The following is a 14,086-nucleotide window of genomic DNA, read 5'->3' on the forward strand; positions in this document are numbered from 1 at the left end:
GACCCGTGGCGATCAACGCAGACTTCGCCGGTCGCGAGTACCCGGCGAACGCCCCGTACTCCGTCGGCCGGGAGAAGCTGCGCGAGTTCGCCGCCGCCGTCGGTTCCACGCACCCCGTGCACCACGATCTCGTGGCGGCGCGGGGTGCGGGCTATCCGGACCTGGTCGCACCGCCCACCTTCGCGGTCGTCGTCGCGCAGCGCGCCGAGGCGCAGCTCATCGAGGACCCGCAGGCCGGCATCGACTTCTCGCGCGTCGTCCACGCCGACGAGCGCTTCACGCACCACCGGCCGATCGTCGCTGGCGACGAGCTCGTGACCGTGCTGCACGTGGACTCGATCGTCGAGCGGGCCGGCCTCGCCATGGTCACCACGCGCTGCGAGATCTTCGCGCAGACGGACGGTGAGGCGGGGGAGCGGTCGCCGGTCGCGACGGTGACGTCCACGCTCGCCGTCCGGGGGGAGGGCGCATGAGCACCGAGCAGCCCGCAGGGACGGCCTCCGCGCGTCCGGTCCTCGCCGAGCTGAACGTCGGCGACGTCGTCGGCACGCGCACGGTCGACGTCGACCGGGCGCGCCTCGTGCGCTACGCCGGAGCGAGCGGCGACTTCAACCCGATCCACTGGAGCGACGCGTTCGCGGCGGAGGTCGGGCTGCCCGGCGTCATCGCGCACGGCATGTTCACGATGGGCGCGGCCGTCGCGCTCGTCGAGGACTGGGCCGGCGACCCGGGCGCCGTCGTGGACTACCAGACGCGCTTCACGCGCCCCGTCGCCGTCCCGAACCCGGGTGCCGCGACGGTCGAGGTCACCGGCACCGTCGGGGCGATCGACGCCGACGCCGGCACGGTGCGCGTCGACCTCACGGTGACGTTCGAGGGTGCGCGCGTGCTGGGCAAGACGCAGGCGGTCGTCCGGCTCTGAACCCGCGTGCCGACGCCGCGGTCTCGTCCGGAGCGTCAGCGTGGCGGACGGCTTCTCCAGCCTCGCTTCGTCATCACGTCGTGGACCTCTTCCCAGGGTGGGAACGCTCCCACTACGGTAGGCGCGCACGGCTCGACGACGTCGAAGGAGACGCTCATGCCCCTGCCCCATGCCCACCACCCCGCGTACGACACCGGCGTGCCACGCCCACCTGCCGGGCTGGACCGGCGGCACTTCCTCGCCCTCACCGGTCTCGGAGCTGCCGCTCTCACGGGCGCGCTCGCCACGCCCGCCTCCGCCACGCCGGCCGTCGCGCCCACGGCGACCGTCCTCGGGCGCGGCGGCCCCCACGACGACGGCCCCTCGGGGCTCGCGTCCGTCCGGCGCGCGCACGCGTTCCTCGACGTCGCGACGAACGCCTATCCCGCGCAGAACCCGGGACCACGGCTCGCGCAGTCCTACGCCGACCAGCTCGGCCTGTTCTCCACCGCCTTCGTCTACGACAACGCGCTCGCGATCTGCGCGTCGCTCACCGCCGGGCGGGCCGCTCTCGGCCGCGCCCGGGCGCTCGGCGACGGCCTGCTCCTCGCGCAGGAGCACGACCCCGCGCACGACGACGGCCGCCTGCGCCAGGCGTACAACGTCGGGCCGTACGTCTTCCACGACGGCACGCCGCAGGAGCACGGGCTCGTGCTGCCCGACGGCACGGCCAACGTCGGCTGGCAGTTCGGCTTCCTCGGGACGGCCGTGGGCGACATGGCGTGGCCGGGTATCGCCCTGCTGCACCTGTACGCGGCGACGCGCGACAGGCGCTACCTGCGCGGTGCGGTGCGCATCGGCGAGTGGATCGTGGCGAACACCTGGTCGTCGCGGCCGCTCGGCGGGTTCTCCTTCGGCGTCGACGGGGGGAACGCCCCGGTGCCGAACGGGTCGACCGAGCACAACGTCGACTGCGTCGCGTTCTTCCGTCACCTGGCCGTCGCCACGTGGGACCGGCGCTGGTCACGCGCGAGCGACCACGCGCGCGCTTTCGTCGACCGCATGTGGGAGCCCGACGGCGGCTACCTGTACACCGGGACGAACGACGGCACCGAGATCAACCGCGCCCCGCTGCCGCTCGACCCGCAGACGTGGGGCTGGCTCGCGCTGCGCGAGGGCGCTCACGCGCGGGCGCTCGACTGGGCGGGGAGCGCGCTCGCCACCCGCGACGTCGCGGGCGACGGGCGTTCGCAGCTCCCGGAGGGTGTGACCGTCGAGGGTGTGACGTTCTCGAGCGCGAGCCTCACGTCGACGGCGTCGTACAACGGACAGCCCGTGCACCCGCAGGGCGTGTGGCTCGAGGGCACCGCCCAGCTCGCGGCGGCGCTCGCCGACCGCGGGAGCAGGGGCGGGCGTGGGTGGGGACGGCGCGGCCGTGAGGACCGCGAGCGCGCCGCGGAGCTGCTAGGCGAGGTGCGTGTCGCGCAGGACGCCGTCGGTGCGGGCCAGACGATGGGCGGGGCGCCGCTGCCGGCCCGCGCCGGCGTGGTGGCCGCGTCGAGCCTCCTCGACACGGGCTTCGGGTTCGGCTACTTCCCGGTCCAGCACGTCGGCGCGACGGCGTGGTACGTGATGGCCGCGGCGGGCGCGAACCCGCTCCAGGTCGGCGGGCTCCGCTGACCCGTCGCGCCGCGGGGACGCGCGGCCGGGCCGGTGCCCTCAGGCGGGTGCCGGCCCGGTCGTCGTGCCGACGACGAGCTCGACGTCGAGCGTGACCGTGCCCGGCTCCTCGCCGGCGAGCAGACCGATGACGGCGCGGCCGAGCTCCGCTCCCTTGCGCGCGAGTGGCTGGTCCACGCTCGTCAGCACGTCCGGCGCGAGCCAGGGCAGGTCCAGGCCGTCGAAGCCGGCGACCGACACGTCCTCGGGGACGCGCAGGCCCAGCTCGCGGACGCCGAGCAGCGCGCCGGCGGCGAGCAGGTCCGAGTGCGCGATCACGGCCGTGGGTCGGCTCGCCGCGTCGAGCGGGGCCACCGTGCCGTCGTCCGTGGTGCGCCCGAGGAGCGCGATCGCCGCGGAGCGCCCGTGCTCGACGAGGGACGCCTCGGTCTCCCAGCTCGCCACGGGCTCGACGACGTCGCGCACCCCGGCGAGACGGTTCGCCGTCGGGGTCCGGTCGACCTCGGCGAGGCGTGCGGCGTCGAGCGGTCCGCTGCGGTCGGAGCTGTCGAGCGGCAGCGAGATCTCCGCGACGCGCGCGTGCCCGAGGTCGACGAGGTGGCGGACGGCCTGGGCCGTGCCGGCGCGGTCGGCGATCGCGACGAGGGGGGATCCCTCGGTCGCGCGCCCCTCCCCGATGACGACGGGCACGCCACGCCGGCGCAGTGCGGCGAGCGTCGGGTCGTCGCTGCCGACGCCCCACACGAGCACCGCGACGTCCATGGCGGCGCTCTCGACGAGCGGGTCGACGGCGCGCTGCGGGTCGTCGGACGGGATGCCGGGGATGAGCAGGACGCCGAGCCCGTTCTCCCCGAGCGTCGAGACGAGCCCGTCGAGCACCTTCACGGCCACGGGGTCGCGGAAGGCGCGCTTCAGCTGATCGCCGACGACGACCCCGACGACGCCCGACCGTCCGGAGCGCAGCTGCCGGCCGAGCGGGTTGGGCCCGGTGTAGTCGAGCTCGCGCGCGGCGTCGAGTACGCGGTCGCGGGTCTCGGGCGTGATGGGGCCCGCGCCCGAGAAGGCGAGCGAGGCCGTGGAGACCGAGACGCCGGCGCGCTCGGCGACGGTCGCGAGCGTGGGTCGGTGCGCCGCGGGGCCCGCGGCGGCCGTGCCGCCCTGGTGCCCGGTGCCGGTCATCACGCTCCTGCCTGCTCGCGGCCGACGCGCCTCGCGTGCGCGGCGCGTCGGCATGTCGATTGACGCGCGTGCCAGCGTACCCGCACACTTGATGCCGTGCCTCGAAACGATTCGACGCGCCGTTCCCCCTCTCGGATCGAATCGATTCGAGAGCGCTCTGCGTCCGCGCCCTCGCTCCGCCGTGCGCACGTCGCGCTCCTCGGCGTCTTCGCCCTCAACGGCGTCATGATGTCGAGCTGGCTCGCGCGGATCCCGTCGGTGCGCGACGCGCTCGACCTCAGCGCCGCCGACCTGGGCGTCGTCCTCCTCGCGGGCGCCGTCGGGGCTCTGGCCACCGTCACGGCGGCCGGCCCGTTCGTCGCACGCTTCGGCGGCCGGGTCGCGTTCGCCGTGTCCGCGGCACTCTTCGGTGCCGCGTTCCTGCTGCTCGGTCTCGGCCCCGCCACCGGCTCCGTCGCGCTCCTCGGCGCCGGCATCTTCCTCAACGGCATGGCGTTCGCGCTCGGCAACGTCCCGATGAACGTGGAGAGCGCCGGCATCGAGCGCCGCGCCGGGCGCACGATCCTGCCGCAGTTCCACGCGGCGTTCTCCGTCGGTGCCGTGCTCGGCTCGCTCGTGGGGGCCGCGTGCGCGCACGCCGAGGTGCCGGTGCTCGCCCAGTTCGCCGTCACGGGCGCGGTGGCCGTCGCCCTGCGCCTCGCGGCGATCCCGGTGACCGTGCACGACACCGCCGTCGACCGTCGCGCCCCCGGTGCCACGCACGTCCCGTCCGCGGCCGACGCGCTCGGCGACGCGGTCGTCGACGTCGAGACGGCCGGCCTGCGGGCACGCCTCGCGCGCCGCGGTGCGCGCCTCGGCGCGGCGCTGAGCGCGTGGCGCGAGCCCCGCACGCTCCTCATCGGCCTCGTGATCCTCTCCGCGGCGCTCTCCGAGGGGTCCGCCAACGACTGGCTCGCCCTCGCCGTGGTCGACGGGTTCGCTCAGACCGAGGCCGTCGGTGCCGTCGTGTTCGGCGCGTTCGTCGCCGCGATGACCGTTATGCGCCTGGCCGGCACCCGACTCATCGACCGCTACGGCCGCGTCACGGTCCTGCGCGCGTCGGGGATCACGTCGATCGCCGGTCTCGTGCTGTTCGGGTTCGCGCCGAGCCTCGCGCTCGCCGGCGCGGGGGTGGTGCTGTGGGGCTTCGGCGCCGCGCTCGCCGTCCCCGTGGGCATCGCCGCGGCGTCCGACGAGCCGTTGCGTGCCGCAGGACGTGTCTCCGTCGTCTCGGCGTTCTCCTCGATGGCGGCGCTCGCCGCGCCGCCGCTGCTCGGCCTGGCCGCGGAGGCGATGGGCGCACGTCGCGCGCTCGTCCTCATCGTGGGCGCGATGGTCCTCAGCGTGCTCCTCGCCCGGCAGGTCGCGCCCCTGCACCCCGCCACGGAGCCCGCTCCTCGCGGGACAGGAGAAGATGGTCCCGTGCCGGACGTCGCCCCCGCCGCGCCCGCGCCGGACACCCCGGCCCGGCGCCGGCGACCTCGCGTCGTCGTCCGACGGCCACGTCCTTCCGACCCGCACGCCCGCCGTCCCGGGCGCCGCACCCACCGACAGGAGACGTCCGCATGACCTCCATCGCGTACCGCGCCCCGCGGGCCGCCGTGCTCGCCGCCTGGGCCGTCTTCGCGGTGTTCTTCCTCAACGGCTTCAACTTCGCGACGTGGGCCTCACGCCTGCCCGCGGTGCGCGACGCCCTGGGCTTCGCCGAGTCGCAGATGGGCCTCCTGCTGCTCTTCGCGGCGTTCGGCTCGCTCCTCGCGCTGCCGCTGACGGGTCTGGTCGTCGAGCGGCTCGGCGCCGCGCGCGCCGTCGTCGTGTTCGCCGTCGTCAACACGGCGGGCCTCGTGACGACCGTCTTCGCGGTCGCCGAGGGCGCGGACTGGGTCGTGCGCGGGGGACTGTTCCTCATGGGCGTCGGCACGGGCGTGTGGGACGCCGCGATGAACCTCGAGGGCGCGGCCGTCGAGCAGCGGCTCGGCCGCGCGATCATGCCGCGCTTCCACGCCGGCTTCTCGTTCGGCACGATGGCGGGCGCGGGTCTGGGCGCGCTCGCCGCGGCCCTGGGCGTGCCGCTGCAGTGGCACGTGACCGTCGCGGTCGGCGTGAGCCTCCTGGCGGTGCTGTGGGGCGTGCGCTGGTTCCTGCCCGCGGGCGGTGGCGCGCACGTGCCCGACGCCGCGGCGTCGCCCGTGCCGTCCGCGACCGCCGACGACGCCCGCGGCGCCGACCCCGCGACCGCTGCCCCCGCGCCGTCGGGCGGCGCGCGGTCCCAGCTGTCCGCGTGGACCGAGCCGCGCACGCTGCTCATCGGCCTCGTCGTGCTCGCCGCGGCCCTCACGGAGGGTGCGGCGAACGACTGGGTGAGCCTCGCCGTCGTCGACGGCTTCGGCACGGACAACGCGATGGGGGCCGTCGGGCTGGCCGTCTTCCTCACCGCGATGACCGGGATGCGGCTGCTCGGCACGGGGCTGCTCGACCGCTACGGGCGCGTGGCGGTGCTGCGGATCTCCGCGGGGCTGGCGCTCGTCGGGCTGCTCGTGTTCGGCCTCGTGCCGAACCTCTGGGTCGCGCTCGTCGGCGTGGTCCTCTGGGGCTTCGGTGCGGCGCTCGGGTTCCCGGTCGGCATGAGCGCGGCGTCCGACGACCCGCGCCGGGCGGCCGTGCGCGTGAGCGTCGTCGCGACGATCGGGTACTCGGCGTTCTTCGTCGGCCCGCCGCTCATCGGCTTCCTCGCCCACGAGGTCGGGTACCGCACCGCGCTGCTCGTCATCGCGGTGCCGGTCGTCGTCGGGCTCCTCGTCGTCGGCGCCGCCCGGCCGCTGCCGACGGCGGCCGGCACCGCCGCGCGGCCCGCGGACGCCGAGGGCGACGACCGCGCGTCGACCGCCGACCGCGCGAACTAGGCTGTCCGGATGACCTGCGAACCCTCCGCACCGCGCCTCGCCGACGCGGGCACCGCACCGGCCGTCGCGGCGACGCGACCCGGGCTGCGCCCGGCGGCCGTGGGCGTCCCCACGCTCGCGGAGCTGACGACGCTGCGGGTCGGCGGCGCCGTCGACCGGTACGTCGAGGCGACCACCGAGGCCGAGCTCGTCGAGACGGTGCGCGCCGCCGACGACGCGGGCGAGCCGCTGCTCGTGCTCGGCGGCGGGTCGAACCTCCTCGTCGCGGACGACGGGTTCGCGGGCGTCGTCGTGCGCGACCTGCGGCAGGGCGTCGTCGTCGAGGCGCAGGACTCGTGCGGCGGGGCGAGCTTCTCCGCGCCCGCCGGGCAGGACTGGGACGCGCTCGTCGCCCGCGCCGTCGCCGAGGAGTGGGTGGGCGTCGAGGCGCTGTCCGGCATCCCCGGCACGGTCGGGGCGGCCCCGGTGCAGAACGTCGGCGCGTACGGGCAGGAGGTCTCGGGCGTGGTCTCCACGGTGCGCGTGTGGGACCGCGAGCGCTCGCGCGTGCGCACGCTCGCCCTCGGCGAGCTCGGCTTCGGGTACCGCACGTCCGTGCTCAAGCGGTCCATGCACGCCGCGTCCCCGGCGGACGGCGACGGCGCGGCGTCCGGGCCCTGGTACCCGTCGCCCCGGTACGTCGTGCTCGAGGTCGGGTTCCAGACGCGGCTCGGGTCGCTGTCCGCGCCGATCGGGTACCCGGAGCTCGCGCGGCGCCTCGGCGTCCAGGTGGGGGAGCGTGCGCCCAGCACGGAGGTGCGCGAGGCCGTCCTCGCGCTGCGCGGCGGCAAGGGGATGCTGCTCGACGACCCGGCTGCGCCGGACCTCGACCGGTGGAGCGCGGGCTCGTTCTTCACCAACCCCGTCGTCCCGGCGGACCAGGCCGAGCTCCTGCCCGCCGACGCGCCGCGCTACCCGGTGCGCTCCGCGACCCCGAGCCGCACCACCGGCCCGAGCCTGGGCGAGGTGGACCCGACGCTCGTCAAGACGTCCGCCGCGTGGCTCATCGAGCACGCCGGGTTCGGCCGGGGCTACGGCGTCCACGGGACGGCGAGCCCGGCGACGCTGTCGACGAAGCACACGCTCGCGCTGACGAACCGTGGCGGGGCGAGCGCGGCGGACGTCGTCGAGCTCGCCCGTGCGGTGCGCGACGGCGTGCGCGACGCGTTCGGGGTCGAGCTCGTCCCCGAGCCGGTGCTCGTGGGCGTGTCGCTCTGACGCGCGGACCCGGTGGCCGGTCCGGCAGCCGGGGTCAGTAGACGAGGACCGTCGTGCCGGGCGGCGCGCCCCAGGCGTCCCAGATCCAGTTCATCGCGTCGTTCGACACCCGCACGCACCCGTGCGAGGCGGGCCAGGGCGGGATCGAGCCGGAGCCGTGCACCGCGATGCCGCCCGTGAAGAACTTCGGGCGCCACATGCTGCCCAGCTCGAGGCTCGACTCGTAGTTCGCGTCGACCTGCCGCCCCACCTGGAACGTGCCGCGCGGCGTCCCGGCCCGGTAGGTGCGGCCCTTGGCCTCGAACCGTTCCCCGTTGCCGGACGACGCGTTGACGACCGTCACGACGCGGCCGTCCTCCACGGCGAGGAGGAGCTGGCGGTCGAGGTCGATCTCGATCACGCGGCCGGAGCCGCTGCGGGCCTGCGGCCGGACGCCGGAGTCCAGCGCCGCCTGGGTGGCAGGGCCGACGACGCCGTCGCGCGCGGTCCCGGCGGCCTTCTGCAGCGCCCACACGGCCTGCTGGGTGCCCGGCCCGAAGTGGCCGTCGGGCGGGCCGATGAAGTACCCCAGCTCGCCGAGTCGCGCCTGGAGCGCGCTGACGCGCTCGCCGGTCGCTCCGCGCACGAGCGGCTCGGGCTCCGGTGGGGGTGGCGGCTCGGCCGCGGGAGGGGGTGCCGGCGTCGGTGCGGTGGGGCTCGGCGACGGCGCCGGCGGCTCGACCGGCTCGTTCGTGGTCTCCGGCGTCGGCTCCTCGGCCGGTCCGTCCGACGGCTCCTCGGCCGGCTCGTCGGTGGCCGTCGACGGCGACGGTCGCGGGGAGGGGGTCGTCGTCGACTCGTCGTCGACCGAGGCCGTGCCCGACGGCGCGCGACCCGGCTCCAGGTCGGGGACGCCGGCCTCGCAGCCGCTCGCCAGGAGGAGCGCGAGCGCGGCGGGGAGCAGCACGCGCACCACGGGTGCGCGGTGGCGGGCAGGGGGCGGGGCGTCGTCGTGCGACGCACTCCTCGGCCGGTGGTGCTCCACGGCGTCCTCCTCCGTCCGCTCCCGTCCGGGAGCGCGCTGACCCGCACGTCGGGTGGGGAGATCCATCATGCGGGGGAGGGAGCGGGCGGACGCGGCCGCCGGGCGGGTACCCACGAGATCGTGATGCTCTCGTGATGCGACTCACTCTCACGAATCGGCTCCGCCTGCCGACGTGCGGGCGCCGGCCGGCGACGACTCGTCGACGGACCGACGCCCGAGCCTCACCCCGTGGGCACGCCACCCGCGGCACGGCGGAACCTCGTCGCGAGACGGTCGAACGCCGCCGCGAGCTCGGCTCCCTCGATCACCTCGACGTCGACGTCGAGCCGGGTCAGCCACAGCGCCAGCCCGTCCGGGTCGTCGGACCCCAGCTCGACGCGGCAGGTCGACCCGTCGACCGCCTCGACGTCGATCGGGACGTGGATCTTCGCCGCGACGTCGGCCGCGGGAGCGTGCACGAGCACCCGCGCCCGGTACTTCCAGGAGCCCCGGACGACGCGTCGGACGACGTACTCGACGACCGTGTCCTCCGAGATCACGCGCGGTCGGAACCGCGCCCCCGTCGGTGGCTGGGGAGTCATGCGGTCCACGCGGAAGACCCGCCAGTCGTCCCGGTCCAGGTCCCACGCGAGGAGGTACCAGAGCGCTCCCCAGCCGACGAGCCGTTGCGGTTCGGCGTGGCGCGCCATCTCGCTGCCCCCGGGCTTCGTGTACCGGAAGCGCAGGCGTTCGTGGCCGCGGATCGCGGCGGCGACCGCGCCCAGGACCGCGAGATCGAGCGACGGTTCGACGTCGGGGACGACGCTCGTCGCCTCGCGGACCGCCTCGACGCGTCGGCGCAGGCGCGACGGCAGCACCTGCTCCAGCTTGGCGAGGGCGGTCAGCGAGGTCTCCTCGACGCCGAGCCCCCGGGTGGCGACGGCTCCCAGCCCGACGGCGACGGCGACGGCCTCGTCGTCGTCGAGCAGCAGCGGGGGCATCGCCGTCCCGGCGGCCAGCCGGTATCCGCCCGCGACGCCGGGGCGTGCGTCGACGGGGTAGCCGAGCGACCGCAGCTTGCCGACGTCGGCGCGTACCGTCCGCGTGCTCACGCCGAGCCGGTCCGCGAGCTCGGCGCTCGTCCAGTCGCGCTTGACCTGGAGCAGCGACAGCAGCTCCAGCAGCCGGGCCGAGGTCTCCAACATGTTCCCGATCTTCTCAGCGATCGCGGAAGAAAGGCTGCCGCAATGACGAGGAACCTGGTGCTCATGACAGAGAACACGGCCCTCACGCCCTTCCGCATCGACATCCCGCAGGCCGACGTCGACGACCTGCGTCACCGGCTCGCGCAGACCCGCTGGCCGCACCGCGTCCCCGGCCGGGACGACCGCACCGACTTCAGCCGAGGCATCCCGCTGGTGTACCTGGAGGAGCTCGCCGCGTACTGGCGCGACGGGTTCGACTGGCGTGCTCAGGAGGCGGCCCTCAACGAGCTCGACCAGCTCACCACGGTCGTCGACGGTCAGACGTTCCACGTGGTCCACGTGCGATCGACGAACCCGGACGCCACCCCGCTCCTGCTCCACCACGGCTGGCCGGGTTCCTTCGTCGAGTACCAGCGTCTGATCCCGCTGCTGGCCGACGACTTCCACGTCGTCGTCCCGTCGTTGCCCGGCTTCGGGTTCTCCACCCCGCTGTCGGGGACCGGGTGGGAGCTGGCGCGCACGACGGAGGCCTACGCCGAGATCATGACGCGCCTCGGGTACGAGCGATTCGCGACCCACGGCACGGACATCGGATCGGGCATCGCCGGGCGCCTCGCGGCGCTCCACCCGGAACGCGTCATCGGCACGCACACCGGGATCGAGCGCCGGCTGCTCGGCATGGTCGGTGACAAGCTGCCGCTCCCCGACGGCCTGTCCGACGACGAGGTCGCCGAGCTCGAGGCGATGCGCGCCGTGGACGCCGCCGAACGGGGGTACTTCGAGATGCAGAACCACCGTCCCGACACGATCGGACCGGCGCTCACCGACTCCCCGGTCGGCCAGCTCGCGTGGATCGCCGAGAAGTTCCAGGGCTGGACCAGCAGCGCCTCCGGGTCACCCGACGAGTCCGTCGACCGCGACCAGCTCCTGGCGAACATCAGCCTCTACTGGTTCACCCGCAGCGGCGCGTCGAGCGCGCAGTTCTACTACGAGTCCGAGCACTCGGGGCTCGGGTGGGCCATGGCCGCCGACGTCCCGGCAGGCTGGGCCGCGTTCGACACCCACCCGCTCCTGCGCCGCGTGATGGACCCGTGGGACCTGGCCAGCCACTGGAGCGACTTCACCGAGGGCGGCCACTTCCCCGCGATGGAGGAGCCGAAGCTGCTCGCGGACGACCTCCGCACCTTCTTCCGCAGCATCTCCTGACCCCGCGCTCCACGTGTCAGAGGTTCGGGCCCTCGTCCGCGAGCGCGGCGCGGACGAGGGCGAGCGCCGCCGCGTCGTCGAGGCCTGCCGCGCGCGCCGCCCGGGCGAGCTCGCGCGCGGCGCGGCGTGCGTCGACGTCCGCCGGGGACGCGCCGTCGGCCACGACCGTGCCGGCCCGGCGCCGCGTCTCGACGACGCCCGACGCCTCGAGCTCGCGGTAGGCGCGCGCCACCGTGCCGGGGGCGACCCCGAGGTCCGTCGCGAGGGCGCGGATCGTCGGCAGCCGGTCGCCGACGGCGAGGCGGCCCGCTGCGACGTGGGCGACGACCTGGGCGCGGATCTGCTCGAACGGCGGCGTCCCGGAGCCGAGGTCGATCTCGACCCTCAGGTCAGGCGACGGCACGGGCGGCCTCGTCGGCGGTGGTGCCGGCCCACTCGTCCGGGTCCGGCGCGGGCTGCACGACGACGGCGATCGCCGCGAGCGCGAGCAGCGCCGCCACGGCGACGAGCACGACGGCGCCCGGGTACCCGACCCGGGCCGCCGCGCTCGCGCCGGTGCCGAGCGTCCCCGCGGCGGTGAGGCCGAGCGCCAGCTGGACGCCGCGCAGCACGCGGTGCGCGGAGAGCCGGCGCAGCGCGACGTCCCAGCGGGTGCCCACGTGGGGCACGGCCGGGCGGCGGGCGACGAGCCGCAGCACGCCCTCCGAGGCTGCGAGGACCGTCATGGCGCCGAGCGCGAGCCAGACGCCGTAGAACGCCCCCGGGTACGGGCTCGCCGTCGAGGTCGAGGCCTCCGCGACGCGCGTGACCGACCGTCCGTCGTCGCCGGCCGTCGCGGCGCCGACCGCCGCGAGCACGACGACGAGTGTCGCCAGGGCCCAGGTCAGGCGGCGCAGGCGGCGTGGGGCGACGTCGTCGACCGTGCGGTGCCGGAGCGTCGCGGAGCGCACGGCCGTCCGCGGGCTGGGCCACGTCCGCTCGCCGACGGCGTGCGCGGCGAGGAAGGCGAGCGCGACGAGCGCGGGCAGGAGGCCGACGAGGACGCCTTCGGCGAGACCGTCGACGGTCGCGACCGCCTGCGACCCGACGATCCCGACGAGTCCGGCGAGCCCCGCGGCCCCGCCGGCGACCGTCGCCGCGTGCCGGCGCGCGGACCGGCGGACGGGGTCGGCGTCCGCGAGGTCGTGCAGGGAGACCGGATCCGGCGGGGTCCGCAGCAGCGCGCGCACCACGAGGACGACGGCGACGACGGCCCCCACGACGAGCAGCAGCACGACCGCGCTCCACGCGAGGTCGTAGGCGGCGGGGACGAAGAGGTCGACACCGTCGCTTTGTGCCAAAGTTTGTACCGGCATGGCGACGACGATCCCAGCCCGGCCGGGGCACGTCAAGCCCGGCATGAGAGTCCTCTCATCCGCGTCTCACGCGCGCGTCACCGACGTCGGGTCTGCTGGCACGGTGACCGACACCTGTGCCCCGACCGACCACCGGACCTGGCTCGACCTGCTCACGGCGGACGACGCCGGGGACGTCCTCGCGGCGGCGCTCGGCGCGGACGGCGCGTCCCTCGGCACGTGGCGCGTCGACCGGGTGCACGCCCGGCCGGGCGCCGAGGTGACCGTGGGCTACGACGTCGTCGCCGCGCGCGGCGACGGGGCGGTCGAGGCGGCGGAGTACCTGCTCGCCACCACCGCGCCGCTGCCGCCCGAGGCGATCGGGCCGGGTGTCGCGCGGCTCGACGACGGCGAGCGCGTCCTGCACGTGTGGCGTCACCCCGCCGACCCGATGCTCCCCGGTCTCGCCGCGGCCGGCGACACGGCCGAGCTCACCCGACGGCTGGGTGCCGCCGGGCACGACGAGCAGGTCGACGCGGTCGAGATCGTCGCCTACCGCCCGCTGCGTCGCGCGGTCCTGCGTGCCCGGACGACGCACGGCGCCGTGTACGTCAAGGTGGTCCGGCCGGACCGCGCGCGTGCCCTGGTCCGGCGGCACGCCCTGCTCGCCGAGCGGGCGCCGCGGTGCCTCGCGTGGGCCGCCGACGGCGTCGTCCTCCTCGAGGAGGCGCGGGGCCGTTCGCTGGCCCAGGTCCTCGCCGCCGCTCCGCCCGAGCGGCGCGCGACGGCCGTCGACCCGCACGTGCTGCTGCGTGCGCTCGAGGAGCTGCCCGCCGCCGCGACGTCACTGGGGCGTCGCCCTGCCTGGGCCGAGCGCGTGGGTCGGTACGCCCGCACCGCGAGCGAGGTGCACGGGCTCGACCCGGAGCGCACCGCGCGCCTCGCCGAGGCGGTCGCCGACGCCGTCGCGACGCGCGACCCCGGCCCGGTCGTCGCGACCCACGGCGACTTCCACGCCGCCAACGTGCTGCTCGACGCCACGGGGGAGCGCGTGGAGACGCTGCTCGACGTCGACACGCTCGGTCCGGGCCACCGGGTGGACGACCTCGCGTGCGTCGTCGCGCACCTCGCCGTCCTGCCCGGCCTGTCGCCCGGTGACTACGCCGGCACGGAGGGCCTCGTCGCACGGTGCCTCGCGGCGTTCGACGACGTCGTCGACCCCGTCGCGCTGCGCTCGCGGGCGGCGGGTGTCGTGCTGTCGCTCGCGTCGGGCGCCGCGACGCGCGAGCTCGCCGAGGCGTGGCTCGCCGTCGCCGAGCGGCTCGTCGATGCCGGTCGAGACCTCCGCCCCGCCGTCTGAGAACCCTCTCATCGAGGCC

The 14,086-nt window shown here is 76.0% G+C and carries 13 protein-coding genes; 8 read left to right on the forward strand and 5 right to left on the reverse strand.

Translation table 11 applies throughout. The annotated features are described in order from the left end of the window. Positions 1–5 precede the first annotated feature (5 nt). The 3 genes from ACFTZA_RS06525 to ACFTZA_RS06535 all read left to right on the forward strand — a co-directional run bounded on the left by ACFTZA_RS06525 (position 6) and on the right by ACFTZA_RS06535 (position 2,581). Entirely contained in the window at positions 6–473 is a 468-nt protein-coding gene (locus tag ACFTZA_RS06525; RefSeq protein WP_378192034.1) for a MaoC family dehydratase N-terminal domain-containing protein, read from the forward strand. After that, entirely contained in the window at positions 470–922 is a 453-nt protein-coding gene (locus ACFTZA_RS06530; protein WP_378192036.1) for a MaoC family dehydratase, read from the forward strand. The genes ACFTZA_RS06525 and ACFTZA_RS06530 overlap by 4 nt, the downstream gene beginning before the upstream one ends. 156 nt (positions 923–1,078) lie before the next feature. Then, complete coding sequence (locus tag ACFTZA_RS06535) at positions 1,079–2,581, forward strand: Tat pathway signal sequence domain protein (RefSeq protein ID WP_378192038.1); 1,503 nt, start codon at positions 1,079–1,081, stop codon at positions 2,579–2,581. Between the two features lie 39 nt (positions 2,582–2,620). On the opposite strand, the gene ACFTZA_RS06540 is transcribed toward ACFTZA_RS06535, so the two are convergent. Beyond that, positions 2,621–3,760, reverse strand: a complete 1,140-nt coding sequence (locus ACFTZA_RS06540; protein WP_378192040.1) for a substrate-binding domain-containing protein — start codon at positions 3,758–3,760, stop codon at positions 2,621–2,623. A 225-nt stretch (positions 3,761–3,985) separates the two neighbouring features. Between ACFTZA_RS06540 and ACFTZA_RS06545 the strand changes: the two genes are divergently transcribed. From ACFTZA_RS06545 to ACFTZA_RS06555, 3 genes are read left to right on the forward strand one after another with little or no spacing between them, the layout of a single operon-like run. Continuing rightward, positions 3,986–5,368 carry an MFS transporter gene (locus ACFTZA_RS06545; protein WP_378192042.1) on the forward strand — a complete coding sequence of 461 codons (1,383 nt, stop codon included), beginning with the start codon at positions 3,986–3,988 and terminating at the stop codon, positions 5,366–5,368. Beyond that, positions 5,365–6,702 carry an MFS transporter gene (locus ACFTZA_RS06550; RefSeq protein ID WP_378192044.1) on the forward strand — a complete coding sequence of 446 codons (1,338 nt, stop codon included), beginning with the start codon at positions 5,365–5,367 and terminating at the stop codon, positions 6,700–6,702. The genes ACFTZA_RS06545 and ACFTZA_RS06550 overlap by 4 nt, the downstream gene beginning before the upstream one ends. A 9-nt stretch (positions 6,703–6,711) precedes the next feature. Beyond that, positions 6,712–7,959 carry a UDP-N-acetylmuramate dehydrogenase gene (locus ACFTZA_RS06555; protein ID WP_378192046.1) on the forward strand — a complete coding sequence of 416 codons (1,248 nt, stop codon included), beginning with the start codon at positions 6,712–6,714 and terminating at the stop codon, positions 7,957–7,959. A 34-nt stretch (positions 7,960–7,993) separates the two neighbouring features. Here ACFTZA_RS06555 and ACFTZA_RS06560 read toward each other — a convergent pair whose 3' ends face one another. Both ACFTZA_RS06560 and ACFTZA_RS06565 read right to left on the reverse strand, forming a co-directional pair. Next, on the reverse strand, positions 7,994–8,983 hold the full coding sequence (locus ACFTZA_RS06560) for a L,D-transpeptidase family protein (RefSeq protein WP_378192048.1): 990 nt from the start codon (positions 8,981–8,983) through the stop codon (positions 7,994–7,996). Between the two features lie 221 nt (positions 8,984–9,204). Beyond that, on the reverse strand, positions 9,205–10,167 hold the full coding sequence (locus ACFTZA_RS06565; RefSeq protein ID WP_378192050.1) for a helix-turn-helix transcriptional regulator: 963 nt from the start codon (positions 10,165–10,167) through the stop codon (positions 9,205–9,207). 42 nt (positions 10,168–10,209) lie between these two features. On the opposite strand from ACFTZA_RS06565, the gene ACFTZA_RS06570 reads away from it, so the two are divergent. After that, positions 10,210–11,373, forward strand: coding sequence for an epoxide hydrolase family protein (locus ACFTZA_RS06570; protein ID WP_378192052.1), 1,164 nt, complete (start codon positions 10,210–10,212; stop codon positions 11,371–11,373). Positions 11,374–11,389: 16 nt separating this feature from the next. On the opposite strand, the gene ACFTZA_RS06575 is transcribed toward ACFTZA_RS06570, so the two are convergent. Next, on the reverse strand, positions 11,390–11,776 hold the full coding sequence (locus ACFTZA_RS06575) for a GntR family transcriptional regulator (RefSeq protein WP_378192054.1): 387 nt from the start codon (positions 11,774–11,776) through the stop codon (positions 11,390–11,392). Beyond that, positions 11,763–12,773, reverse strand: coding sequence for a hypothetical protein (locus ACFTZA_RS06580; RefSeq protein WP_378192056.1), 1,011 nt, complete (start codon positions 12,771–12,773; stop codon positions 11,763–11,765). The genes ACFTZA_RS06575 and ACFTZA_RS06580 overlap by 14 nt, the downstream gene beginning before the upstream one ends. 58 nt (positions 12,774–12,831) lie before the next feature. On the opposite strand from ACFTZA_RS06580, the gene ACFTZA_RS06585 reads away from it, so the two are divergent. Then, positions 12,832–14,067, forward strand: coding sequence for an aminoglycoside phosphotransferase family protein (locus ACFTZA_RS06585; RefSeq protein WP_378192058.1), 1,236 nt, complete (start codon positions 12,832–12,834; stop codon positions 14,065–14,067). Positions 14,068–14,086 lie beyond the last annotated feature (19 nt).

Source organism: Cellulosimicrobium sp. NPDC057127 (assembly GCF_042670945.1).
GTDB lineage: Bacteria > Actinomycetota > Actinomycetes > Actinomycetales > Cellulomonadaceae > Cellulosimicrobium.

Coding starts and splice junctions, on each gene's coding strand:
- ACFTZA_RS06555 (WP_378192046.1), top strand. CDS start 6,712: ATGACCTGCGAACCCTCCGCACCGCGCCTCGCCGACGCGGGCACCGCA.
- ACFTZA_RS06545 (WP_378192042.1), top strand. CDS start 3,986: ATGATGTCGAGCTGGCTCGCGCGGATCCCGTCGGTGCGCGACGCGCTC.
- ACFTZA_RS06540 (WP_378192040.1), bottom strand. CDS start 3,760: ATGACCGGCACCGGGCACCAGGGCGGCACGGCCGCCGCGGGCCCCGCG.
- ACFTZA_RS06535 (WP_378192038.1), top strand. CDS start 1,079: ATGCCCCTGCCCCATGCCCACCACCCCGCGTACGACACCGGCGTGCCA.
- ACFTZA_RS06530 (WP_378192036.1), top strand. CDS start 470: ATGAGCACCGAGCAGCCCGCAGGGACGGCCTCCGCGCGTCCGGTCCTC.
- ACFTZA_RS06565 (WP_378192050.1), bottom strand. CDS start 10,167: ATGTTGGAGACCTCGGCCCGGCTGCTGGAGCTGCTGTCGCTGCTCCAG.
- ACFTZA_RS06570 (WP_378192052.1), top strand. CDS start 10,210: ATGACGAGGAACCTGGTGCTCATGACAGAGAACACGGCCCTCACGCCC.
- ACFTZA_RS06550 (WP_378192044.1), top strand. CDS start 5,365: ATGACCTCCATCGCGTACCGCGCCCCGCGGGCCGCCGTGCTCGCCGCC.
- ACFTZA_RS06580 (WP_378192056.1), bottom strand. CDS start 12,773: ATGCCGGGCTTGACGTGCCCCGGCCGGGCTGGGATCGTCGTCGCCATG.